The 24,575-nt window shown below is 45.8% G+C and carries 17 protein-coding genes and 1 pseudogene; 6 read left to right on the top strand and 12 right to left on the bottom strand.

Features of this window, described 5'->3' with window-relative positions; translation table 11 throughout:
- The first annotated feature begins 15 nt into the window (after positions 1 to 15).
- The 6 genes and pseudogenes from TPSD3_RS08405 to TPSD3_RS08385 all read left to right on the top strand — a co-directional run bounded on the left by TPSD3_RS08405 (position 16) and on the right by TPSD3_RS08385 (position 4,208).
- A complete protein-coding gene (locus TPSD3_RS08405; RefSeq protein WP_176329794.1) occupies positions 16 to 948 on the top strand; it encodes a DHH family phosphoesterase in 933 nt (310 codons plus the stop codon).
- 4 nt (positions 949 to 952) lie between these two features.
- On the top strand, positions 953 to 1,780 hold the full coding sequence (locus TPSD3_RS08400) for an esterase/lipase family protein (protein WP_086488104.1): 828 nt from the start codon (positions 953 to 955) through the stop codon (positions 1,778 to 1,780).
- Between the two features lie 18 nt (positions 1,781 to 1,798).
- Positions 1,799 to 1,948, top strand: a complete 150-nt coding sequence (locus tag TPSD3_RS17515; protein ID WP_176329793.1) for a hypothetical protein — start codon at positions 1,799 to 1,801, stop codon at positions 1,946 to 1,948.
- On the top strand, positions 1,948 to 2,373 hold the full coding sequence (locus TPSD3_RS08395; protein WP_086488103.1) for a hypothetical protein: 426 nt from the start codon (positions 1,948 to 1,950) through the stop codon (positions 2,371 to 2,373). The genes TPSD3_RS17515 and TPSD3_RS08395 overlap by 1 nt, the downstream gene beginning before the upstream one ends.
- Before the next feature lie 483 nt (positions 2,374 to 2,856).
- Positions 2,857 to 3,310, top strand: a pseudogene (locus TPSD3_RS08390) (type II restriction endonuclease).
- A 199-nt stretch (positions 3,311 to 3,509) separates the two neighbouring features.
- On the top strand, positions 3,510 to 4,208 hold the full coding sequence (locus tag TPSD3_RS08385) for a hypothetical protein (RefSeq protein ID WP_086488102.1): 699 nt from the start codon (positions 3,510 to 3,512) through the stop codon (positions 4,206 to 4,208).
- A 145-nt stretch (positions 4,209 to 4,353) separates the two neighbouring features.
- Here TPSD3_RS08385 and TPSD3_RS17770 read toward each other — a convergent pair whose 3' ends face one another.
- From TPSD3_RS17770 to TPSD3_RS08310, 12 genes are all read right to left on the bottom strand, one after another.
- Positions 4,354 to 11,760 (bottom strand): type I polyketide synthase, encoded by a 7,407-nt coding sequence (locus tag TPSD3_RS17770; protein WP_245391570.1) that lies wholly within the window; start codon positions 11,758 to 11,760, stop codon positions 4,354 to 4,356.
- Positions 11,690 to 11,905 carry a hypothetical protein gene (locus TPSD3_RS17765; protein WP_217884401.1) on the bottom strand — a complete coding sequence of 72 codons (216 nt, stop codon included), beginning with the start codon at positions 11,903 to 11,905 and terminating at the stop codon, positions 11,690 to 11,692. Before TPSD3_RS17765 ends, TPSD3_RS17770 begins: the two co-directional genes overlap by 71 nt.
- Positions 11,906 to 12,184: 279 nt before the next feature.
- Positions 12,185 to 13,561, bottom strand: a complete 1,377-nt coding sequence (gene radA / locus TPSD3_RS08360; protein ID WP_086488101.1) for a DNA repair protein RadA — start codon at positions 13,559 to 13,561, stop codon at positions 12,185 to 12,187.
- Positions 13,562 to 13,703: 142 nt separating this feature from the next.
- Positions 13,704 to 15,707: a hypothetical protein gene (locus tag TPSD3_RS08355; RefSeq protein WP_086488100.1), complete on the bottom strand. Its 2,004-nt coding sequence runs from the start codon at positions 15,705 to 15,707 to the stop codon at positions 13,704 to 13,706.
- Positions 15,708 to 15,869: 162 nt separating this feature from the next.
- The gene (locus TPSD3_RS17510; protein WP_176329792.1) at positions 15,870 to 18,521 is read right to left on the bottom strand and encodes an XDD3 family exosortase-dependent surface protein; all 2,652 of its coding nucleotides are present in this window, start codon (positions 18,519 to 18,521) and stop codon (positions 15,870 to 15,872) included.
- Between the two features lie 763 nt (positions 18,522 to 19,284).
- A complete protein-coding gene (gene ppnP / locus TPSD3_RS08340) occupies positions 19,285 to 19,602 on the bottom strand; it encodes a pyrimidine/purine nucleoside phosphorylase (RefSeq protein WP_086488099.1) in 318 nt (105 codons plus the stop codon).
- Positions 19,603 to 19,699: 97 nt separating this feature from the next.
- Complete coding sequence (locus TPSD3_RS08335) at positions 19,700 to 20,605, bottom strand: c-type cytochrome (protein WP_086488098.1); 906 nt, start codon at positions 20,603 to 20,605, stop codon at positions 19,700 to 19,702.
- A gap of 234 nt (positions 20,606 to 20,839) precedes the next feature.
- The gene (locus TPSD3_RS08330) at positions 20,840 to 21,475 is read right to left on the bottom strand and encodes a 4Fe-4S single cluster domain-containing protein (RefSeq protein ID WP_086488097.1); all 636 of its coding nucleotides are present in this window, start codon (positions 21,473 to 21,475) and stop codon (positions 20,840 to 20,842) included.
- Positions 21,475 to 22,410 (bottom strand): hypothetical protein, encoded by a 936-nt coding sequence (locus tag TPSD3_RS08325; RefSeq protein ID WP_086488096.1) that lies wholly within the window; start codon positions 22,408 to 22,410, stop codon positions 21,475 to 21,477. The genes TPSD3_RS08330 and TPSD3_RS08325 overlap by 1 nt, the downstream gene beginning before the upstream one ends.
- A gap of 43 nt (positions 22,411 to 22,453) precedes the next feature.
- The gene (locus TPSD3_RS08320; protein WP_086488095.1) at positions 22,454 to 23,509 is read right to left on the bottom strand and encodes a type II secretion system minor pseudopilin; all 1,056 of its coding nucleotides are present in this window, start codon (positions 23,507 to 23,509) and stop codon (positions 22,454 to 22,456) included.
- 5 nt (positions 23,510 to 23,514) lie between these two features.
- A complete protein-coding gene (locus tag TPSD3_RS08315; RefSeq protein WP_086488094.1) occupies positions 23,515 to 24,159 on the bottom strand; it encodes a prepilin-type N-terminal cleavage/methylation domain-containing protein in 645 nt (214 codons plus the stop codon).
- Positions 24,152 to 24,574 (bottom strand): prepilin-type N-terminal cleavage/methylation domain-containing protein, encoded by a 423-nt coding sequence (locus TPSD3_RS08310; protein WP_086488093.1) that lies wholly within the window; start codon positions 24,572 to 24,574, stop codon positions 24,152 to 24,154. Before TPSD3_RS08310 ends, TPSD3_RS08315 begins: the two co-directional genes overlap by 8 nt.
- Between the last annotated feature and the right edge of the window lies 1 nt (position 24,575).

Here is a 24,575-nt window from a genome sequence, read left to right as displayed (position 1 = left end):
GTATGGAGTATTATAATGGCAGAACGACAATATCGTTTAGTGACTCGTAGCGATTTTGATGGTTTAATTTGCGCCGTATTGTTAAAAGAATTGGATTTAATTAATGAGATTAAATTCGTCCATCCCAAAGACATGCAAGATGGTAAAATTGACATTACCGCTAACGACATCACCACCAATTTGCCTTATGTAGCGGGGGCGCATTTGGTTTTCGATCACCATTGGAGCGAGACTTTACGCAATACAGATCGTCCAGAAAATTACATCATCGATCCCAGTGCGCCTTCAGCGGCTCGCGTGGTTTATAACTATTTTGGGGGGGCGGCGCGTTTTCCACAGATCAGCCAAGAGATGTTGGAAGCGGTGGACAAAGCGGATTCGGCACAATTTTCCCGTGAGGAAATTTTATTTCCTAAAGATTGGGTGTTATTAAATTACCTGATGGATCCGCGCAGTGGTTTAGGGCGATTTAAAGAATTTCGAGTGTCTAATTATGAATTGATGATGATGCTTATTGATTATTGTAAGAATCATACGATCAATGAAATTCTGCAATTACCTGATGTTAAAGAGCGGGTTGATCTTTATTTTGCGCATCAACGTGAGGCGATGATGCAAATTGAGAAATGCGCTCAAGTGCATCATAAATTGGTAGAAATTGATTTGCGTAATGAAAGCGAGATTTATGCGGCGAATCGATTTATTGTTTATGCGATGTATCCTGAATGCAGCGTGTCAATGCACGTGCTGTGGGGTTTGCAGAAACAAAACACCGTATTTGCTGTGGGCAAATCGATTGTGGATCGCAGTTCTACGCTAAATATTGGAGAATTAATGTTGAGTTATGGGGGGGGCGGTCATGCGAATGCAGGCACTTGCCAAGTTCCTAATGATCGCGCCGAAGTGACACGTAAAGAACTGATTGAAAAAATCACCAAAATGGGGTAATGCCATGCGTCGTTATTCATTATTATTATCTTTATTACCGCTGTTGTTTTTCTTTAATCTCCTGACCAGTGCGACTGTAATGGCAGGGCAAACAGTAGTATTAATTCATGGTTATTTGGGTGGGGGTTATAGTTGGTATATTAATGGGATTAGTGCGACGTTGCATCATGCCGGGTGGCCGATGGGCGGGGAAATGAGTCCTTTTCCTGCGCTTGCGCCCGTGATACCACAAGCCGCGGGAGATTACCATTATACCATTGTGCTTCCCTCTGAAGCTCCGATTATGATACAAGCCCAGCACGTGCAGGCTTATTTGCAGCTTATACAACAACGTCATCCTGAGAATGAATTGATCTTAATCGGACATTCTGCGGGGGGCGTGGTGGCGCGATTTGTTTTGGTTTCTCAGCCACAATGGCCTGTTAAGGCGTTGATTACCATAGCGTCTCCTCATTTAGGCACGGCATGGGCGGATACGGGATTATCGATAGTTCACAGTCCGTTTGGTTGGATTACACCATTTTTAGGTTTGGGGACATTAAATCGCTCTGTGGGTTTGTATGCGGATTTATTGCCAGAAATGCCGGGGTCTTTTTTGTTCTGGCTTAATCGGCAACCCCATCCACAAGATGTTGAATATATTGCTATTTTGCGAGGTAGTGATCCCGGTTTGCATGGAGATGGGGTTGTGCCTGCATTGAGTCAAGATTTGAACCGAGTATTTGCATTACAAGGGCGAGCGCGCCTTATTCCGACTTGGGGACAACATGACTTGCATCCGGGAGATGGTTTGTTACTGGTGCAGGTGTTGAAGGAGTTGAGAGGAGATTAGGCTGGCTGGTGATACTAAATGAATCCTATCAACGCGGTAAGAGTTGTTATTTTGGGGGGTGTACTCGGTTTTATTGTTATTGTGCTTTATTTGCAGCTTGTCCAAGCAGAATATAACCCAACGGAGCAATTTATGAGCGAACTGCGTTGGGAAGGGATGGTTTTTTAATGATTTGGGCTTTCTTATTGTTGGCCGCTTCGGTTGCTGGAGCATCGGGTGTAATGGCGGCCGTTTACCATGCAAAAAAAATCATTCCCATGCTGCTAATGGGAGCTGCTTTGTGTTTGGTGGGCGCAGGGGAGATTGACTTGAGGAATTCTGCCGTGATTCATATTGCTTTTGTGGCAATTGCCTTTGTACAGCTTGGCTTGGTGATGTACCTTACTCCATATTATGTCCATATTTTTCGTCAAGGTTATGGAAAAGCGGTATGTTGGGGGTTGGGTACGGCCATGGGGCTTTTTGTTTCACTTAGTAACCATTTGTTACCTGTGGGGACAGGGCAGAGGCTTGCGGCAGTTTGTATTTTACTGTGGTTATGTTGGTTGGCTATTTTTACAGCAAAATCCCCAGCTTCTCGTCCTGTTTCTTAATTAGAAATGCGCCTTTTTGCATGGTGTGTGGGAGCGAGATAACGGGCTAAAACGCCGCACTAAATCACGGGTTTTCTTCAGTATTACTTTATGTTGACATAGTAAAAATACAGTGATATACTAAAAAGATATGGTTCATAAGAATCCTTAATTTTGTCAGAATCAGAATTTACAGAATTAAAAAATTTTCAAAATTGATTCTTACAAGTCATTTATTTTAAACAGATTTTTTATTCTTTAATTCTGAAAATCCTAAAATTCTGTAAATTCTGATTCTGACAGAAAAATTTTATGAATGACTTAATTTTGGTATAGCACCCGAAAAATATCTTGCTATACCAAAAAGATATGGTTTATAAAATCCTTATTTTGTCAGAATCAAAATTTACGGAATTAAAGAATTTTCAAAATTGATTTTTGCACGTCGTTTATTTTCTTTGAATTTTTTATTCTGTAAATTCTGATTCAGACAGATAAAGTTTTATGAGTGGCTTAATTTTGGTACTTGAAATTCACCTTTTTCCTAAACTAATGGAATTTGCAAAAAAATATAAATATAAAATAGTGCTTGCTGATCATCAAAACTATTACCCCGATCTGTCTTTTGTGAAATCGGATAACGAAGATATAAAATTTGCTGTTGATTTTAAAACAACTTATCGACTTTCAGATAAACCATATCTTTGCAACGGCTTTACTTGGCTCTCATGGTAAATACTTTCAAGATCGTACCAGCACAAAAAATATTCAATTCCCATACGGATCATATTCAGGTCATTTCTGCTTAGGAATTATTTATAACCGTGCAGATGAAGGAGTGATTGATGAAACTCAAAAATATACAGTAGGAGAATTACACTCTATTGCATCCGTTGTAAGAGATTTTCAGTTTTTCGCCGTCGAAAAATGGAAAATTGCCAGCGATAAAAGCAGATAAGGTGCGTTTTTTTGCGTTGCCATCCACCGAGGCTGTAAAAGAACTGACAAAAACACCATTTTTTCGTTCGTAACTTATTGATTTTTCATTATCGAATACTGAAAAATGAGCTTCTTTTACAGTCTCGGCATGTGGGAACGAGACGATAGGAAGTTGCGAAAGTCTTTTCGTGTTTTTTATGTTCTAAAAAGGAGCTGTTATGGAATTCAAAGATGAAGAAGGAGTTATCAAGAAGGCACTGGTTTCAACAGCAGTTATTAAGGTCACGCCAAAAAGTGGTGAAGTGGACTTCATTAACGACTTCGTAGAAAAAATGTCCAAAATGGGAATTCGTGAGAAATTCGATATTTGTCCAATCTTGTCGCCTGTCCATGAGTTTAGACACGAGTTCCTCGATTATATCGCCGAACACGGTTTGTCTCGGCTTTTTAAATTCGACATTGTGATGGAGGATATAACATCGCGATCAATGCCCATCGACGAAATTGAGGAGGTTGTTACAAAATTTGTTAAGAAACTACAAGGGGCAAAAAAACTTATAATTATTGATCCCTATTTCTTCGCAAAATCAACAAGAATTGATGTCGGTCAGCTATTTTCAAGGCTCTTGAGTCAAGTTTCTAGTGATCTTGAAGAGATATGCTTCATAACTAATGGGAGAAAAAACGAAGCAAAAACCGACATTCTCGCTGTTATTGATCGGAGAGTTGAAGTTCATTACGTAACAACTGATGAATTTCATGACAGATATTGGATTGATCCCATCACCAACAAAGGTATCATCATGGGAACCTCCCTAAATGGCCTCGGCAATAAGATTTGTTTAATCGACTGTCTCCGTGAGGAAGATGTTGCGAAAATAGCCGAGCTTGCTAAAGAACTAGGCTCTCCAATATAGACATAACCCATCATTTATCTCATTCCCACATGGCGAGAGGCTGTAAAGAAACCTCTTTTTCAGTTACAGCCTCACCATGTGGGAACGAGGAAAAACCCCAACCAGAGGCAAAAAAAAACTTTTTGCCCCCAGAAAACAAACAACCTTAAACCCCCAACCCCGCCAATTTCTCTTCTAACCGTTGCAACAACATTTCTTCTGACCAATCATCGACATTATTTAACACCGTTATGGTGGGCGTTTCTGGCTTTTCAATTAAGCCTAATACTTCGCTAAATAAATGCTCAACTAAGGCTTCTAAAGTGGGATAATCAAAAATTAATGTGGCGCGTAAATCTCGCTGTAAAGAAACTTGTAAAGCATTCTTTAATTCCACTGCCATTAACGAATCTAATCCCAAATCAAAAAATCGTTGTCGCGGCTCAATACTCGCCACATCGCGCAATTTCGCCACTTTACCCAATTGCGTGCGCACGTGTTGCGTGAGGCGGGTTTTTTGTTGCACTGCGGGAAGTGTTTGTAATTCTCGTATAAAATCAGAAACACCAGTGGAAACAGCGGCTTGCGTTTCCACCCAATCGCTTAAAAACGCAGGAATTGACGCATACTGTCCCAAAAATGCCCGCCATTGCACAGGTAACACAACCAACTGCGTTAAATCTTGACGCAAAGCGCGTTCTAAAATGCCCAGCCCTTCCGTTATCGCAATACGCTCCAAACCCAAATGACGTAAACGCGCCTGTTCTCGCTCGGACAAATTCGCCGCCATGCCCGCTTCCGCCCACGGTCCCCAATTCACCGACAAGGCAGGCAAGCCTTGACGACGACGATAATGTACGACACCATCCATAAACGCATTGGCCGCCGCGTAATTCGCTTGTCCTGTCGCACCCAATACGCCCGTGATAGACGAAAAAGCCACCCAAAAATCAAGCGATAAATCTTTAGTTAATTCATGCAGTTGCCACGTGCCGACCGCTTTAGCAGCGAGAACTTGCACAAAATCCGTCCAAGTTTGTTGCGTCAACAAACCATCGGCTAATACGCCCGCCGCATGAATGACACCCGCTAAGGGCGGCAAAGATGACAAGGCCGCCCGCAACTCATCTAACACGCCAATTTTCGCAATATCCACATGCAAAACAATAACTTGCACGCCTGCGGCTTCCAAACGAGTCAGCACCGTTTTCGCCGCATCACTGGGCGCACGCCGACTGAGTAATACTAAATGACGCGCTCCCAAACCCGCTAACCATTGCGCCGTTTGTAAACCCAACGCACCCAAACCACCCGTAATCAAATAACTGGCTTCTGCTTTTATTTGCCAATCGACAGAATTATTTTGTACAGCACGGTGTGATTGCAATTTAGCCGTGTAAACTTGTTCAGAATCAGACTGTTCTGAATCACGAAATGCCAAATGATTGACTTGAAATTTACCCGAATTCCAATGTAATCCTTGCCATAAAGATGCAAATAAAGCATTTTCCCCCGCAGAAACATCCAAATCCACACAACGACAACGCAATTGCGGCTGTTCTAAATGAATCACCGCCGCCAAGCCCCACAAACTGGAATGTAGAGGGTTAACCGCTCGCGGCGCGTCTGAAATCGCCACTGCGCCTTGTGTGACAATATACAACTGAGGTGAGCTATTTAACCATTCTCGCTGCACCAACGCCTGCGCCAAATGCAGCGTCCCCCCCAAAATTGTGGGCAAATTCCACTGATCGGGTGCAGAAAAATCTACATGAGAAGGCGTTACCCCCCACATTTGTACCACACCATGACAAGGGCGCAGATTTTTGGTAAAAATATCGTCTAACAAACGAGCGAATTGTGTAGGCTGTTTGGGATCAAGTTCAAAGCGATGATCATCGATTTGACGATACGCATCGCCTGCGCATATTTGCACACACACTTCGCCAATCGATTGTAATTGTTCAATTAAACGACGAGATAAAGCCGTATCAGGCGCGAAAATCAACCAACAACCTGTATTTTCTGGCAAGGCTAAGGCTTGCGATTTGGGTACATTTTGCCATGAAACATCATACAATAGCGCATTCACATCCTTTTCAAGACTACGCAATAATGCACTACGATTGGCTTTGCGACACTCCAAACCTATCGCCTCCGCCATCACCCAGCCCGATTCATCAAATAAACAAATGTCAATCGCCAATGAATTACCATCAGCCGACGGTTTAATTTTCATCCAATTCCATAACGTACTCTGATTAGCTTGGCGATGAAACACGAATTTTTCCAAACTGAATGGCACAAATGTACTATCCGCTTCTATCGGAAAACTCAGGAAAAAAGGTTGAAAACAAGAATCGATTAACCCCGGATGCACTTCGTATTCATCTGCATCATCAAGTCCTTGCGGGCGTTGTAAACGGGATAAAATCTCATTTTCACCCCGCCACAAGGTCTCCACCCAATGAAAACTGTCGCCTAAAGCAAATTGATGTTTAGACATCGTTTCATAAACGAGATCGCCCGCCAATTGCTCCGTGCAACGGGCTTGAATGTCACTCAACGACACTAAAGCCGTGGGAGGCGCACGATGCGCTAAAATACCACTTAAATGCTCTGCCCACACATGACGATCATCCGCTAACCCATTGGTAAAACTGATTAATTTAAACGCATGGCGATCTGGTTTCTCTGACTTTTCTGTTTCTGGAGTCAACACCACTTGTACAGTACGTGGTTGATTTTCTAAAATAATTAAGGCTTGGAAAAACAAGATTTTTTCCAAAGTGCAGGCTTTTTCTTCAAATAACAAACCTGCTGCCGCAATCAGCATAGAAATATGACTCGCCGCCGGCACCACACACTGTTGAAAAATAATGTGATCCGATAAAAAAGTGGGCGATTCAAAACTAAATCCCGTTTCAAAAACATTTTCCCGCAATAACGGCACATGCAATTTTTTCTGCCATAAAGGATGCAATGCAGGACTGTTATTGTCGGCGGAAATAGCTGTGGAATAAACAGACTTTTCTAACCAATAATATTGACGTTGGAAAGGGTAAAGCGGGAGATTAATCTTTTTCACCAATTGACGCGCTTCAATCGCTGCCCAATCTAATGCAAATCCATTGACAAATAAAACGCCTAAATTATGCTGTAATTGCTGCCAAGCCGACACATTGGGGCGTAAACTGGGCAACCATAGGGCTTGCGTGGGATGCTGCACGGCTTGCGCGCCCATTCCAAGTAAAACGGGTTTTGCGCCAATTTCTAAGAAAATATTACAACCCAATTGTTCTAAGGCTTGCATTCCTTGCGCAAAACGCACGGCTTGACGCAAATGTGTCACCCAATAATGGGGCTTTGTCATGTCAGCCGTAGCATCACCTGTGACGTTGCTCATAATCGGCAAACGCGGTGGATGTAAAGTAATTTTTGCCACATAAGCCGCAAATTCATCTAATATCGGCTGCATTAAAGGCGAATGAAACGCATGAGAAACCGTTAAATAAGTGGTTTTAATATTTGCGCTTTGTACATTATTGGCAATGGTTTTAATGGCCTCGCGTTCGCCTGAAATAATAACGTTATTGACACTGTTAATGCCTGCAATATCTACCCGATCTAAATAAGCAGAAATATAGTGCTGTACTGTTTTTTCATCGGCTTGCACGGCCAACATGTCGCCATTTTGTGGCAAGGATTGCATCAAACGCGCTCGCGTGGCAATTAAACGCAATCCGTCTTCCAAACTGAACACGCCCGCGATACAAGCAGCCACATATTCGCCCACGCTATGACCTAAAACGGCCACAGGTTGTATCCCAAAAGAGTGCCATAAACTCGCTAAAGCGTATTCTAAAGCGAATAAAGCGGGCTGCGTGTATTGCGTCTCATCTAACAACGCGCTGTCTTCCCCAAACATCACGGATAACAAGGGCTTAGGCAACTCATCGGCAAGGATTTGGGTGCATTCGTCTAAAGTTTGACGGAAAACGGGTTGTGTTTCGTATAACTCCTGCCCCATTCCTGCCCATTGTGAACCTTGTCCCGTAAACAAAAAGGCCACTTTAAATGCCGTTTGTGTTTGTGGTACACCATAGACGCTGTCGGGGTGTTCCGCTCCATCGCGTAATGCAGAAAGCTGCTCTAATAGAGCATTCGTATCACCTGCAATGAGCGCAGCACGTTGGGATAATGCAGTACGTCCTAAACGAGCCGTATGCGCTAAATCGGCTAATTCTATACTCGGATCGGTGTGGATTCGTTCATAATAACGCCCTGCTAATTGACGCAAGCCATTGATTTCTCGTGCAGATAAAGGAATGCAATGATAACTGGCTTGGGCAAGGGGAAGGTCATGGGCAGGAGGCGGATCGCACTTTGGTGTATTTCCCACGATCACATGCGCATTACTCCCGCCGAAACCAAAGGAACTCACTCCCGCATAGCGTCGCCCTTCGGTATCACTTGGCCAAGGCGTGGGCGCGGTGGGAATGTGAATGGTTTTATCTAATTGAATCAAGGGATTAAGTTGTTTAAAATGCAAATGTGGTACAATAGTTTCATGCTGTAAACACAAAATCACTTTGATTAAACCGGCAATGCCCGCGGCCGCTTCCAAATGTCCCACATTTGTTTTTACCGATCCCACCCAACAAGGCTGTTCTGGTGAGCGATTGGCGCGCAGTAATTCACTTAACGCATTCAATTCTATGGGATCGCCCAGTGGCGTACCCGTGCCGTGGGCTTCGACATAACTGATTTGGGTGGCGTTTACTTTTGCTGAATGTAATGCAGAATTGACTACAGCTTGTTGGGCTTTGCCATTGGGCGCGGTCAAGCCGTTGCTGCGCCCGTCTTGATTCACGGCTGAACCATGTAAAACAGACCATACCGTATCGCCATCACGTTGTGCTTCACTGAGTCGTTTTAATACCAACACCCCACACCCTTCCCCGCGTACATAACCATTGGCTGAAGCATCAAATGTTTTACATTGCCCATCGGGCGATAACATGTTAGCGGCTGCAAAAATTTCTGAAAAATCAGAGCTTAATATTAAATTCACTCCACCCGCCAAAGCCAATTCACTCTCCCCTTGACGCAAACTGACACAGGCTTGATGCACCGCAACCAGCGAAGAAGAACACGCCGTGTCAATCGCCATGCTCGGCCCTTGTAGGTCTAATACGTAAGAAAGGCGATTTGCAGCAATACAAAATGTATTGCCTGTTCCCGTATGCGCGGTGAGTGGCTCGCCTGCACGAACTTGTAAACGGGTATAGTCATTGGTGCTGATGCCAACGAATACGCCTGTACGACTGCCTTTTAAGCGATCTACGGGTAAATTTGCCGCTTCTAAGGCTTCCCAAGTGACTTCTAATAATAGGCGTTGTTGGGGATCGATTTGTTCGGCTTCGCGTGGGGCGATGGCGAAAAATTCGGGTTCAAAACCAGTAACTTGCGATAAAAATCCGCCACGGCGCGGATGTTCATCATGGGGATTTTGTCCTTTTCCGTAAAACGAATCTTGTTTCCAACGTTGACTGTTTGCGGGAACGACGGCGTTTTGTCCCGTGTGTAACAATTGCAAAAACGCCTCGCTGTTTTCTGCACCGGGAAAACGACAGGCTAGGCCAATAATGGCAATGGGTTCATCATTTTGTATTTCTGAAATTGCAACAGGTGTAAAACGTGAGGTGGCGGGCGCGCCCGTTAAATGGGCGAGCAATGCGTTTACATTTGGGTAATCATAAAGCAGCGTAGGAGAACACGGAATGCCTAAATTGTCTTCTAATTCACCCGCAATGCCCAAAGCCGTGACCGAATCCAAACCATAACGGAATAAGGGTTCATTAAAATCTAACTGTTCTGGGGTAATTTTTAAATACAGTTTAATCAATTCCAGTAATTTATTTTGAATTTCTGCCGTTGATTTTTGTGGGATATTTTTTGTAATGGAAGACGTGGCGACGGCAGATTTCACGTCTTGCTGCTGCCATCGTGCGACAACGTGCAATTCTTCTTTTAAAAAGGCTTCGCGGCAGGCACTGCGCTGAATTTTTCCGCTAGACGTGCGGGGGATTGAGTCGGTTTTCAGTAAAACAATAGCGTAAATTTGTAAGTCATGTACCTCTGAAACTGTTTGACGAATCGCCGAAAACACCGCGTTGCTGTCCAATTGGCGTAAGGCTTCGCGTTTGACTTCTTGTACAACAACAAGGCGTTCTTCTCCGTCCACTTGAATGGAAAAAGCCGCACCATGTCCATTTTCTCGCAGCGCAGAATGCGCCATTTCTACTGTATATTCAATGTCTTGCGGATAGTGATTGTTGCCACGAATCACCATCATGTCCTTAATACGTCCTGTGATAAACAATTGATCTTCTAATACAAATCCCAGATCGCCCGTGCGGGCGTAGGCTTTGCCGTGTAATTTTGCACCAAATGTCGCCGCAGTTTCATGGGGTCGCTGCCAATAACCATGTGTAACACTGGGACTGTTCAGCCAAATTTCCCCAATTTCCCCCGCCGCACATTCGTGTAACGTGTCGGGATTGACAATACGCAAATCGGCATCCGCTGCGACCACGCCTGATCCGACAAACCGTTGTTTTTCTGGATGTTCTGGGTGTGCGGCGACGGCGATGTGTTGGGTTTCAAGCAAATCGCCGCGAATATGAATGATATGGGGTTCATCTTGATAACGTGCGCCTGCCACCACTAATGTGGTTTCGGCTTGTCCATAACCTTGTGAAATTACAGTGTTTTTTAAGCCGCATTCTTTAAATGCCGCATAAAATTGTTCATAAGTTTCAGCCCGCACTGGCTCGGCACCGTTTAGGCTCATTTCCCACGCGCTGAGGTCAAGTTGTTGTCGTTGTTCTGGTGTAATCTTTTGCGCACATAAATCGTAGGCGAAATTCGGCGCGCCGCTGTGTGTCGCACGGTAATGCGAAATGGCGTGTAACCAACGAAACGGACGTTGTACAAAAGTCGCAGGCGACATCAAATAACAGGGATAGCCGTTATACATCGGGTGCAGAATGCCATAGATTAAGCCCATGTCGTGAAATATCGGCAACCACGTCACCATCACGCTGTCTACAGAACCCCCCCAAATATCTGCCATGTATTCGTTATTATGCAGCAGATTGCCGTGGCTAACCATGACCCCTTTTGGAGTACCTGTTGACCCTGATGTGTACTGCAAAAAAGCAAGCGTAGATCGTTCAATTCCTGTCGGTGCTGTCCAATCTGATGCGGCATCCAGTGACACGCTATCCGTCGCCAACCAAGGCAATTCGCGCAAACTGGGCGCATAATCTAAGTGTTGTGTAACATTTTGCTTTACATTATCCACCGTCAACACAATCGCCGCTTGGCAATCTTGCGCAATGGCTTGAATACGACTATCAGTGGATTTTCCTCGCGGCGGAAATACTGGAACACCAATCACTCCCGCGTATAAACAACCAAAAAAGGCCGCAACGTAGTCAATTCCTTGTGGATAAAGCAGTAAAGCCCGATCCCCAATTTGTACTTTTTTTTTGTAATTCTGCTGCAATGGCTTGGGCGCGTTGTGCCAGTGTTTTGTAGTCAATAGGAATCTCGCGGCCAATTTCACCGTCAATTAAAAAACTATAAGCCAGTCGATTCGGAGTCGATTCGGCACGCTGTTGTAATAATTCAATAAGATTGCAATAAGACATAATTATGAATATTTCCGTGTGATTGAAAGCTGTCTGAATTAGAATTAAGTAGTTAAATAAAAATATTCAGCTATACCAAAAAGATAGGGTTCGTAGAATCCTTATTTTGTCAGAATCAGAATTTACAGGCACAAGAATTTTCAAAATTAATTCTTGCCGATGATTTATTTTAAACAGATTTTTTATTCTTTAATTCTGAAAATCCTGAAATTCTGTAAATTCTGATTCTGACAGAAAATTTTACGAATGAATAACCTGAATTGGGTCATTCTCTCACAATTACGCTCCTGCTGCATGTAGCGCATCCACCAAACGCACTACGGGAATAATTTCCAATTCGGGTAAAGATTCTCTGGGCATATTGCCTTTGGGAACGATAGCCCGCTTAAAACCATGTTTAGCGGCTTCGCGCAATCGCTCTGTGCCGTTGGGAACGGGGCGAATTTCGCCCGCTAAACCCACTTCACCAAAAACAATCAAATCTTTCGATAACGGCGCATTGCGTAAACTAGACAACACCGATAACAACACCGCTAAATCGGCAGCCGTTTCCGTCACCTTGACCCCCCCCACGACATTCACAAAAACATCCTGATCATAGGTCACAATGCCCCCATGACGACTCAACACCGCCAATAACATCGCCAGCCGATTTTGATCCAAACCAACAGTGATACGTCGTGGATTGGGCGCGTGCGATTCATCCACAAGGGCTTGCACTTCAACTAACATCGGTCGGCTCCCCTCTCGCGTTACCATGATGACACTGCCCGCCACCTCCTCCTCATGGCGAGAAAGAAAAATCGCCGAAGGATTATTCACTTCACGCAATCCCCGCTCCGTCATGGCAAAAATACCCAATTCATTCACCGCACCAAAACGGTTTTTAATCGCCCGAATCACACGAAAACGGCTATCACTTTCGCCTTCAAAATATAACACGGTATCCACCATGTGTTCTAGCACACGAGGGCCAGCCAATGCGCCTTCTTTGGTCACGTGGCCGACGAGAAAAACAGCGGTATCCGTTTGTTTGGCGAAACGTACCAATTGTGCCGCGCTCTCTCTGACTTGTGCCACAGAACCCGGTGCGGATTGTAACAATTCAGTATAAACGGTTTGAATAGAATCGATCACCATGACCCGCGGTTGTTCTTGCTGTGCCAAGCGCAAAATATGTTCGACATGCGTTTCGGTGAGCAGCTTCAGCCGCGACACATCCAAGCCCAAACGATTGGCACGCAAACTGACCTGTTGTGCCGATTCTTCGCCCGTGACGTAAAGCGGAAAAAAACCGCTTAACTCACTGATTTTTGACAAAGTTTGCAATAATAACGTGGATTTACCAATACCGGGGTCGCCCCCAATCAGCACCACTGAACCGTTCACCAAACCACCCCCCAAAACCCGATCCAATTCGGTCAAGCCACAGGGAATACGTGCAGTGGGTTCAGCATGAACTTGGTCTAATACGCACAGATTGGGGTGCGCACCGCTGTAGTGACCCAAGCGGTGCGTTGTGGAGGCGGGTGTGGGGTCAACGCGAACTTCTTCTAAAGTATTCCATTCGTGACATTCAGGACATTGTCCTAACCATTTGTGTTGTGCTGCGCCACAGGCGGTGCAGACATACTGGGTTTTGATTTTTTTGGACATGAGGCCTTTTGGTGGGTCTGAATCAGACTGTTCAGTAGGAGGGGGAATAACAAGTTGTTTTTATTGTTAAAATCTAACAAGACAACTTGATCTCTTTTCTTCCCCCTCCTAGCAGGCCGACAACTTAGATTATTCTGTGCGCTTAGGGAGTGACCGTAAAGTTTAAGGGTTCACTGCCATAAACTAAAGTATTATCCGCCAATTGATAGCCGATAAAAAAGGTGAATTCGCCCACTAAATCGGTTAATTGACCGTCAAAAATAGGCAGAGTGATTTGTGCAGGCAATGCGGCCATTTCTTGCATCTGTCCCAATCCCAATAATGTCCCATCCCACACTTGCCATTCACTGCCGTGTAAAGCAAAAATACCATTAAACGCACTGCCTTGATACGCACCCACTAATACCAATTTAGCCGCTTGACCTTGATGCGCGGGATCAACGTCAATGACGAAATCGATTGTTACCGCTTCGCGTTGGTTGACGAGATTGGTGGGCAATTGGTCGGCTTTGCGGCTTAACGTGCCGAATAAATGGGCTTTGGTGTCTAGGGGATTGAGTTCGCTATCGACACTTAACCCATTGTTTTTATCCACAACAGCTTGCTCATCAACTTGTACTAAAGCCGCATGACTGCTGAGTGTTCCCGACGGATTGCGGATTTTTACCCAGTAATAACCGCTTTCAGTGACATTTTTCAGTTGTAAAACTTCGCTATTTGTGCCGACGGGACGGCGTGTGTCTCCTGTTTCGCCCGCATACCATTGATAAGTCACGGGTTGCCGTGCGGCTTGCGTTTCGTTGGTGGGAACAATGGTGACTTCTAACGTCGCCTCTGCGCCTGAGGTGATGCGGGTATTTTGCGGCTGTTGTTGGATGGTAAAATCTAAGTCTGCGGCTTCAATGTGTAATTGTAAACCACCCATTTCGCCATCGTAACCACTCACTTGTAGATAATAAATCTCATTCGGACGCGCCGACACGGTCACTTGTGAAGTGAGTTCGCCAAAAGAAAGCAAGCGCGCATCGTCATTACACGCCAATTCAAGGCGTTGTGAGTTGGCATCTTGCGCCCACACGGTCAATACGGTGTTGTAATCAGAATGTTCGGTGCTGATTTTAATTAAGCCCTCATCTTGGGGACGATAACTCAACCACACATCCGCCCCAGCCGACTCGGCACAACTGACCGCGTCTTGCCCCGTCGCACCATAGGTAAATTGGCTGTGATGAAGCGGTAAATTGCCCGTTAAGGCCTGCGCGTCTTCTAAGCGATCATTGGTGGGAATCGGGTGCAGGTTCAAACGCAATAAACCCGTTTCATCATCCACTCCGCTGGCACGTATCCAATACGATGTTCCTGCCGTTAAGCGTGCGGTGACGGATGAAGTGAGTACGCTGCTGTGCGATTCGTTGCAGGCGACTTCGGTGAGCGGGTGCGCTTGTCCCGTCCAGAGCGATAACACGGTGTCGTAATTAGAACCTGTGGTGGTGAAAACCACTTGTTGAGACTCACTCGGTGTGTAGCGATACCACACGCTGGCCGCACCGCCGCCACAACGACTGATGACCTCTTGGGTTTCACTGCTGGCGTTTTCGGTGATTTGTTCTCGGCTAAAAGCCTGTTGGGCGTTGGGGGTGATGGGGATGGCTTGGGCTATATTGTCGTTGTCTAAGCCCGACACTAAACGCGCTTGTAGGGATAATTCTCCCCCAGCCGCTTTGAGTGAATTCACACTGATCCAGTAGCGCGTTCCCGCTTCGACTTCGGCAAAAGCCAGTGATTGCGGCACTGTGCCTGAGTCGTCATTACAGGCTTGTTGGGTTAAGGGGTGCGCGTCGCCTGTCCAGATGGCTAACACGGTATCGTAATCTGACCCAAAAGTATCCACGAGCAAAACGCCCGCTTGAGTGGCGGTGTATTGATACCAGACGCTGCCTTGATAGCGATCTCCCACACAAGTATAAGCGGCTTGCTGGGCTTCGTCGGTGGCGTTGCGCGTATCTTGTTGTTGTGAGAAGGGTAAGGTGGTGATGGGCGTGGCTTGAGTGAGGGTGTTATTGTTGGGAAGGGCATAGACCCCTTGCGGCAATAATACACAAGCCACTGCCCACGCGAGACGATTGATTTGACTAGAGTGATTCATAAAGAAATCCTTCTGGAGTAATCCGTGTCTTGGCGCACGGTTTTTTGCAAATAAAAAAAGCCGAGTTCTAAAACAGTGATCATTTTAGCGACTCGGCTTGACATCAAGCCGCTGTATTTAAACAAGAAACACAGCGGTTATATTGTGACAACTGACAAGGTTCTATTCTTCGTCAGGACAATCTTCAAAAACACCCTTTAAGGCGACACCGTCATTCATGCACTCGGTGAAGAGGTAGGCAGTGAAGGCACCGGTCATTTCTGGGGTTCTGGTGAAGCTGAAGGCGATGGTGTAGAGTTCAGGCGGGTTGCCGTCTTTCATGGTTACGCCGTACATCGCGCTTCTCTTGTCAAACACAACGCCCGCAGGAGTGGTGTGATCGAAGTCATCCATTGCATCTAAGTTAGGTTCTCCCAAGCCACCTAAGAAGTTCCCTGCAACGATACTGGTTGGTACTTTACCGCCTTTGTCGAAGTTTGCAAAGTAGCTGTTGTCAATGGATACGTGACCCAAGGAAGGCACAACAGGGTTGCCTGAGAAATCAACTTTAGCATTGTCCAAGTAGTTCTTGAGGCTACTCCAGCCGTAGTTGCTAGAAACAACGGATTTGTTAGAAATCACATCATACAAACCGAGTTCAGACACGCCAGAGTCGTTGGCTGCACTGAAACGAACCGCGTAAACACCACTCTTTGGCATAACGGGGTTAGGATTTTGCTTAGTGGCTTTAGGCATTTTCATCTCAAAGACTTTGCCACCTTGTGCATTCGCAGAGAAGTCTAGCATCAAGTCGCCCCAACTAATGTTTTTGCCACCGTAGTTTAAGCCTTCTAAAGGCAGGTTGGTACGAATCACAACAGTCACTTCTTCACCCACTTGTTTCATAGACAAGCTGTAAACTTCAAAGCCATTGCCACCAAATACGGTCTTGCCACCAATTGCTTCACTGGCATCGTTGGTAGAATCGACCACGGTTTGCCATGGAGTCACTGGACAAGCTTGAGCAACTGGTTCTTCAACCACGGGTTCTTCAGCAACTGGCTCTTCAACCACAGGTTCTTCAGCAACTGGCTCTTCAACCACAGGTTCTTCAACCACGGGTTCTTCAGCAACTGGTTCTTCAACCACAGGTTCTTCAGCAACTGGCTCTTCAACCACGGGTTCTTCAGCAATTGGTTCTTCAACTACTGGTTCTTCAACTACTGGTTCTTCAACCACAGGTTCTTCAACTACTGGTTCTTCAACCACGGGTTCTTCAGCTACTGGTTCTTCAACCACAGGTTCTTCAGCAACCGGCTCTTCAACTACAGGTTCTTCAACCGCACAGACGTAAGGAGGAACAGCTAAACTTTCGATGTCATAGTATGCGGCAGGCATTGGGATTTTATCCACAATTTCTAAACCACAATTAACAGCGTCAAACTCAGCGCGGTAAATCGCAGGACGTTGGTTGTTATGCAGAGCAAACAACAATGAACCATCCGCTAACATTTCAATCACTTCAGATTGTGAACGGAATACATTAGCACAACGGTTTAATGCCCCAGTTTCCACGTTGAAACTGACGATGTCTCGATTGGCTGCGCCGTGTAAAACGGTGTGGCCTTCGCTGCTCACGCCAGTGGTTAAACTTTCAATGTGCAGTTGTGGTGCATTGGTGTGGTAAGCCACAACTTCGTCTAAAGTGACTTGACCATCACGTAACGCAGCGGCATCAATTTCCACCAAAACGCCATCGTAATCGATCCAACCCCACAATTTTTGACCATCTGCACTAAAGGTTAAAGCAGATACTTCACCTTGATACAGTTGACCTAAACGAGTTGTCGCACCAGTTTCAATATCGACACGATACAATACGCCCATATCTTCTGGGTTGGCTGCATCGTCACCAGAACTAACATACAATTCGCTGGTAACAGGATGGAATGCCAAGCCTTCAATGTCCATACCGAGCTGCTCAGTACCTAAGTTTTCAACCAATACCGCCTTGGTGACTGGATCAACGTAAGTCTTGAACAATTGTGAGTCGTTCAACAAGTTATCTTGTACGCCATAAATCGGCACTGCGGTGACTGGACAATCATCCGTTGGATCAACCACGGCCACTGGAGGAGGTTCATCAACCACAGGTTCTTCAGGAGCAGGTTCTTCTGCAACGGGTTCATCAACCACTGGCTCTTCGGGAGCAGGTTCTTCTGCAACGGGTTCATCAACCACTGGTTCTTCGGGAGCAGGTTCTTCTGCAACGGGTTCATCAACCACTGGCTCTTCAGGAGCAGGTTCTTCTGCAACAGGTTCATCAACCACTGGCTCTTCAGGAGCTGGTTCATCGACAACAGGCACATCAGGCACATTAGGTGTTGTACAATCAGGGCCTGCCATGACAGATTCAGCATAACCGTTTGCAGCTTTCACCAGCACGGGAACGGATGCCGTCGCATAATCACCATCCAGTGTAAAGCTGAATGTGCCACCACTGGAATTCCATTTAATTCCAGAGAACACTTGATCTTTGATACTGCCGTCAACGCCGATTTCTGCACCGGCGGTGTAGCTGACATATTTGCCTTGACAGCTTGGAATACCTAAAACCCAGTGACTTAAATCAAAGCCTTTTGCTTTTGAAACTTGGTACGTCCATGTGTTGCCTTGACGAGATTGCAACACGACTTGGAACGTAGAACTACGGTTGTCGTTAATGGTAATGCTTACACTGTCGGCCGGAGGAGGCGCACCCCATACAGGCACGGTATAAGCCACGCTGGTTAAGCAACTGCTGACCAGTAACGCGGTTAATTTTCTGTTGTTCACGGTAATTACTCCTAAGAGATAACTGTGTCGTATTTAATTGTAAACATTTACAAAGCACAACGCAGTATAAAAAATCAAACTTAATAAAAATACAATCTACGGTTAGGGGCATCGCTTCGGACACTTTACCGCATACAAAAGTATGCAACTCAACCCGAAAATCAAAGCACCCGCGACTGCTCCCCTGCTCCGACCACCAACCCCGCTGCGCTGGCATATTGTGGAGCCTAAGTACAATCTGCACAATCATCTGTCAACGTAGTCAACAGTCGGCGATTCACAGTAAGTCAAAATCGTTATGTGGGCGGGTCTAATTGCTTTACAGCGGCTAAATTTAAGCAAGTTTAAAGCCATTTTTTAGCCAAATGCGAGTACTTCGGAAATTTTTTAATGCTTATTTGTCTGGAGACCAAACCCATTTACCATCGGTTGATGTGTTTTTTGGATTCGGTCACGATTCTAAGTATATCCTGACAAAAGGGCATACACACCAAGTTTTACGGATAAAAGCCAGTTTTTAGTGGATAAACGTTAATAAGATTACATTATCAGTTTCATTAACGCATTAGAAATACTTTTTTCTATGAGAACATGCTGGCTTAAATAGTAGTCCAATTTAAGCAGAAAGGCAAGTAGAATTTGGAGCGTTATTTACAGTTTTGAAAATTTTGAAAAAATGTTTAGATATTAAGATTATTTGCCCATTTTATTTCAAATTTATCTCAAAACTGTTTTTTAAAACAGTCTATTTTCTACATTAGAATTAGCCAAAATGGCAAACATAATGGACAGGCGCATTATTCAATGCTTCAATATCGAAACGCGTGTGTGCAGCGACACTGAATTGTTCACCGGGCTGATAAGTTTTCCATGCAGACTCAGCAATATTGGCGCGACAACTTCCCTCAATAATCTCCATGATTTCAGGCGCGCCCGTATTAAAAGTTAAAACCGCATTAGGCATAATCACCCCAACACTTTTACGAGTACCATCCGCAAATAATAAGGTGTGACTAACACATTTTCCTTCAAAATAAACATTGGCTTTTTTGACAACACTGATGTGATCAAACTGATCCACGATGAAATTCTCCGTTTAGGTCGTTAAAAAAAGGGATAAATAAAGCGAACTTTACGTTATCCCTTTTACGTATATTAGTGCGTTATCGCTACAGCGATTATTTCACCACAGAAACCATATAAGCAACGGCGTTTTTTACTTCATCGTCACTTAACTGAGCAAAGCCGCCTTTAGGGGGCATGACACCGGATTCACCTTGAAAACCATTAAGTGCGTGATTGATCAACGTGTCCATTCCTTTGGCAATGCGGGGATTCCACTGCTCTGGATCGCCAGATTTGGGCGCGCCTGCAATTCCTGCGCTGTGACATACAGAACAGGCTTGGTTGTATGTGGCTGCGCCTTGCTCTAAATTGGCCGTAGCAGCGGGAGTTTCAGCGGGTGCAGCCGCCGGTTCAGTTGCCGCCGCAGGAGCAGCTTCTTCAGTTGCAGGAGCAGCCGCGGGTGCAGCCGGTTCAGCGGCTGGGGTGGCTTCTTCAGTCGCAGGCGCAGCGGATGCGGGGGCTTCTGTAGTGCCACCAGTGACTTGAGCCACCATGTATTCAACAGCAGCCTTCACTTCGTCATCGCTCAGATGGGCAAAACCACCTTTAGCGGGCATTACGCCAGACTTACCTTGAAAGCCATTAATGGCATGATTCACCAATGTATCTATGCCCTGCGCAATACGTGGATTCCACTGTTCTGGGTCGCCAGATTTAGGTGCGCCCGCAATACCTGCGCCGTGACAAGTGACACAGGCTTGGTTGTAAACTGCATCCCCAGTTAATGGCGCGGCGGCCACAGCCGGTGCGCTGGATTCGGTGGCTGCGGCTGAGGCCGTTTCAAGTTTCTCGATGGGTTTTAAACGTTCGGCAGTGGCTTCGTATTGAAATTCAAGACTTTTTTCGCTGGTGGGAAGGGGAATAAATTGCACCACCACAAAAAATACCAAACTCAGTAAAGCACCGCTTACCATGAGGTTAGAAAAGTTTTTCGACATTGCTTCATCGACTTTAGCCATTATTAATTTCCTCTCATCAAAAGTTATTGCAGTTATTTTAAGACCACTTTTTGTGTTTTCTTATAACCGTTCTGCATTCCATGTTACCGCGCATTATTTTGCTAGAATCCAACAGAAAACGCCAGCCCGCGCAGTATAGCACAACGCCGCCCCGATCATCTCGTGGCGGTCAGTGGTTTTCTTGGATCATTCAGGGAACATTTTATGATAAATGCCACCCGATCTCCGCCGCACTCAATCGTCGCACGGGTCTGATATTGAAAAGCCTTGTTTCCATTGCCTCAATGTCTCCGCGCCGGGAACTCCTACCAACAACGCAAAGCTCTCCAACAAATGTATCTCTACTGCACGCTGTTTTTGCGTGGTTATCTGTTCCATTTCAGGTGCGTAGCGTGGTGTTAGACAAATAATCCGTTGATTTGACGATCCCCGTAGGCTTGTTCCCTCGTTTCGCTCTGCCTCATACTGCCCGTCAATCAGCACATCAATGTGCGACAGAAAATTCCTCAGCGCAGCATTTGTTCCTCCCAAGCGCAGCAACTGTTCATACACGTAGCCCGTATAAACGATCACCCCCCATTCCTTTTCTTTCAATTGCGCCACCAAAGCCCCTAACGCCGCCGCCTGAGCGAAGGGTTCGCCACCGGTGATCGTGATCCCTTCCACGTCGGGCGTGGCTAACATCTCCTGCGCCAGCTCCGCCACCGCCACCCGTTCTCCCCCCGCAAAAGGCAAACTCTCTGGAGTCATACATTCAAGACAGCGAAACGGACAACCTTGCACCCATAAGCCATAACGTTGCCCAGTCCCCAGCACCCGCGTCGGTGCGACTCGCGCATACAGCGATAAATAATCCGTTTCACGCGCCATCACGGTAGCCCTTTCACCCGCATCGATAAACGCAACGCCTCCGCATCGCGCCCTGATTCCGCACGAATATCCTCAAATAAGGCTTGTTCTTGGAATTGTCTGATCGCCGCCGCGGGATCAAGAGATTGACCCCGCACCGTGAATTGCAATCGCCCGTTTTGATAAGCCCACGATTCAAAAATGGCCCCGGTCGGCATCACGCCTGCGGCTTTGGCCATGATTTCCAGTTGTGAGGGGTAGCGAATTAAACCCCGTAACGTTTCTATTTGCTGTTGGGTTTGTAAGGCTTGATTGCGCGCCGTGAGAATCGGCACCGCTTGTTCACTGACTTGTTGCGTTTCCTGTTCTAACTGCGCGATGCCCTTTCTTAATTCCCAAATCGGCACCCCTTCCCCTATCCATAACACCACGAATAACATGATCCCTACATAAACCCATAAGCGTTCATCCCGCAATAAAGCACTGTGATCCATTTTTGCCGATTTCGCCCACGGCCGTGCCGCCAAATCCCCCTCGACCACGGCAGGCAAACCCGTCTCCGGTGAGAACTGATTCGCCCGTAAAAAAATGTGCCATTCTGTCACACAAGGCATTTGTGGCCACCAACGACTGGCCACCAACTGATGTTCTCGCCACAATTGTCCCTCAACGCCTTCCAAACACGCCACGCATTGCGCACCCTCTTGTAACGTCGGATGTAGCAGCGTTTCGGGCAGAATATGAAGCGTATGAATGGCTTGAGTCTGTTGTGCGGTGTGCAGCCTTGTTTTGTCCCACATCCACACCCACGCTGCTTGTTTACGCCACACCACATAAGTGTCGTACTCATCAAACGGCGACCATTGGCGAATTTGGCGCATTAAGCTCTGATGACGATGCGCCACTGGCACCTCGCGCAAATCAAAATAACGATAGTGATACAAGCTGCGCGCCAAAACCCACTCCACCCGTCCGCGTGTTCGGTGGGGTGATTGTATCTCATTGCGGGTCTGCTGGAATCTCCGTGGCACAGATAGGGTACGATAAAAGGAGCGGAGTGCGTTGAGCATAGCTGGAATCTAGGGGTAAAGTGTGGGTGTAATGAATTTGCCACGGCATCAGTTCATGGGCAAAAGGCGTTAAGGTCAAATGCCACTGCTGCATGACATTGGCTTTGGGATGCCACAGCGTTATACGTACACTGTTCGATGGAAACAATAAAACCTCTTCAGGGCTGCTGAATTCTACAAAATTAATGGCTTGAGTGTAATCGATAAAAGGTTGTTGGCGACGCATCTCAATCATGAGCTGTGCGGTTTCCGCGCTTAATCCGAAATAGGCTTGTAAGACTAATAAAGGTGCAGTATTCACGTTGGGCGTGGTAAAAGCATCGGTCGAAGTCAATTGTGGCCATGCCGAAGCCTGCCACAACAGCGGATACCGCTCCCAATCTAATACTTTTTTGACTTCCATCGCGGTTAAAAAAAAGCGATTGGTGGGTGGCGGCCGTCCGTGTTGCTTGTAATCATCTCGCTCCGCGCCGTTAAGACGAATTAAATCATCCGTATCCATATAATCTTGCAATTTTGCCAACAATGGCCCCTGTTCTTCCACTGGAATATCGAATAATTGTAATAAACGCATTAATGCTGATTCTGCGGCAAAATTAGGATTGATTAAACCGCGGGCATCCTGTATGGAAAATAATGCTTCCGCACAACCTTGATAAGCCTGATCATCCAGCGCAATTTCTCCCCCAATCGGCATGAGCCAATCGTTACTTTCAAAATCATCAAAAGACACACTGCGCGTTTTATTATCCATGCCCGCTAAGGTTATCCCACTGAAAGTATAGCGTTGTGTGCTGAGTAAATAGAGTAATGCGGTGCGGGTTTCATGATAGGCCATTTGGTGGCGAAAATCCGCTTGCAATTGCTGCACTGCTAATAATTCGCGTTGAATCCACGTGGCAAAAAAACCAATGATTAAGGTGAGAATCAATAAGAACCACAATACGGCAACTAAAATAAAACCTTTTACGCGATGATGTGGCATTTTGATTAAAATTCCATTAAGCGTAAATCGGGTTTTGGATTGCGTAAGGCATTCATTTTAATAAACCAAGTGACGGGATGTCGTCCGCGTTGTGCGGTGAGCAAAATGGCTTCGGGTAATTGGGGGGGTTCAATGCCGAATTGTTGCGGCGGCCACGTGTCGTGCCATTTGCCTTCTCGGTCTGCGTATTGAAAACCCATCGTATGCCCTTCTCCCGACCACTGTAAAACTGACCAAGTCTCACTTTTTGTCTGATATTGTAAAATATGTTGTCCTTTTTCTTCAACAATCGCCCACGCAAACGCCGTAGGAACGCCCGCATCCGCATGAAGCGCGGCTGTCGTTAAACCTGAAAAACGACGATGTTCACCTTTAAAGGCTTGATTATCTTCAATATCGGGATAATCGGCAATTAAACCCGCAGTAGAATGGCGAAACCAAAATTCTTGAATTGCGCCTTGTTGAAATGTATTCAGTTGGCGCAAAATGTGAACGCGCGCTGTGGCGACGTGATGGAGCGTTTGCAATAAAAACGTCATCAATAACGTCATGATCACCAACACCACTAACACTTCTAATAAGGTAAATCCTGTGATAATCGGGTATTTTATGGGTATTGGGGTGATTTTTAGGCGATTTTTGCTAACCATCGAAATCTAACGCCGCAGGTTGCCGCACTTGTTCATAGCCCACTTGAGTCAGGGATAATTGGGTAATGAGTTGATTAAATTGAAAAATATCAATAGTGACTTGATACAAACCCAATTTGTATAAACTTTGCGCGCCCAGATGATTCACGCCATCTTGCTCAGGTTTAACCAAATTAGCCTGCCAACGAAAGGTGTAAACGCCAATTTCTGCTTCTCCCTGTGGGTTTTGCATGGGATTTAGCGTATCGATAAACGCCAGCGCATTACGTGTGGCTTCAATGCGACGTTGAGCGTGTTCCATACGGCTTAAACTGTCAAGACTACTGTTGAGCCAACTCAACAACGCCATGCCCACCGTGGCAATTAATACTAAGGCAACCAGGGCTTCAAGTAAGGTAAAACCACGTTGTGTCATG

This window comes from Thioflexithrix psekupsensis, assembly GCF_002149925.1.
GTDB lineage: Bacteria > Pseudomonadota > Gammaproteobacteria > Beggiatoales > Beggiatoaceae > Thioflexithrix > Thioflexithrix psekupsensis.
This window is presented reverse-complemented; position numbering and strand designations above follow the sequence as displayed.

What these genes read in the sequence shown, in the direction of transcription:
- TPSD3_RS08315 (WP_086488094.1), bottom strand. Translation starts at nt 24,159, where the DNA reads ATGGTTAGCAAAAATCGCCTAAAAATCACCCCAATACCCATAAAATAC.
- TPSD3_RS08405 (WP_176329794.1), top strand. Translation starts at nt 16, where the DNA reads ATGGCAGAACGACAATATCGTTTAGTGACTCGTAGCGATTTTGATGGT.
- TPSD3_RS08330 (WP_086488097.1), bottom strand. Translation starts at nt 21,475, where the DNA reads ATGGCGCGTGAAACGGATTATTTATCGCTGTATGCGCGAGTCGCACCG.
- TPSD3_RS08400 (WP_086488104.1), top strand. Translation starts at nt 953, where the DNA reads ATGCGTCGTTATTCATTATTATTATCTTTATTACCGCTGTTGTTTTTC.
- TPSD3_RS08395 (WP_086488103.1), top strand. Translation starts at nt 1,948, where the DNA reads ATGATTTGGGCTTTCTTATTGTTGGCCGCTTCGGTTGCTGGAGCATCG.
- TPSD3_RS08355 (WP_086488100.1), bottom strand. Translation starts at nt 15,707, where the DNA reads ATGAATCACTCTAGTCAAATCAATCGTCTCGCGTGGGCAGTGGCTTGT.
- TPSD3_RS08310 (WP_086488093.1), bottom strand. Translation starts at nt 24,574, where the DNA reads ATGACACAACGTGGTTTTACCTTACTTGAAGCCCTGGTTGCCTTAGTA.
- TPSD3_RS17765 (WP_217884401.1), bottom strand. Translation starts at nt 11,905, where the DNA reads ATGTCTTATTGCAATCTTATTGAATTATTACAACAGCGTGCCGAATCG.
- TPSD3_RS08320 (WP_086488095.1), bottom strand. Translation starts at nt 23,509, where the DNA reads ATGCCACATCATCGCGTAAAAGGTTTTATTTTAGTTGCCGTATTGTGG.
- radA (WP_086488101.1), bottom strand. Translation starts at nt 13,561, where the DNA reads ATGTCCAAAAAAATCAAAACCCAGTATGTCTGCACCGCCTGTGGCGCA.
- TPSD3_RS08335 (WP_086488098.1), bottom strand. Translation starts at nt 20,605, where the DNA reads ATGGCTAAAGTCGATGAAGCAATGTCGAAAAACTTTTCTAACCTCATG.
- TPSD3_RS17515 (WP_176329793.1), top strand. Translation starts at nt 1,799, where the DNA reads ATGAATCCTATCAACGCGGTAAGAGTTGTTATTTTGGGGGGTGTACTC.
- TPSD3_RS08385 (WP_086488102.1), top strand. Translation starts at nt 3,510, where the DNA reads ATGGAATTCAAAGATGAAGAAGGAGTTATCAAGAAGGCACTGGTTTCA.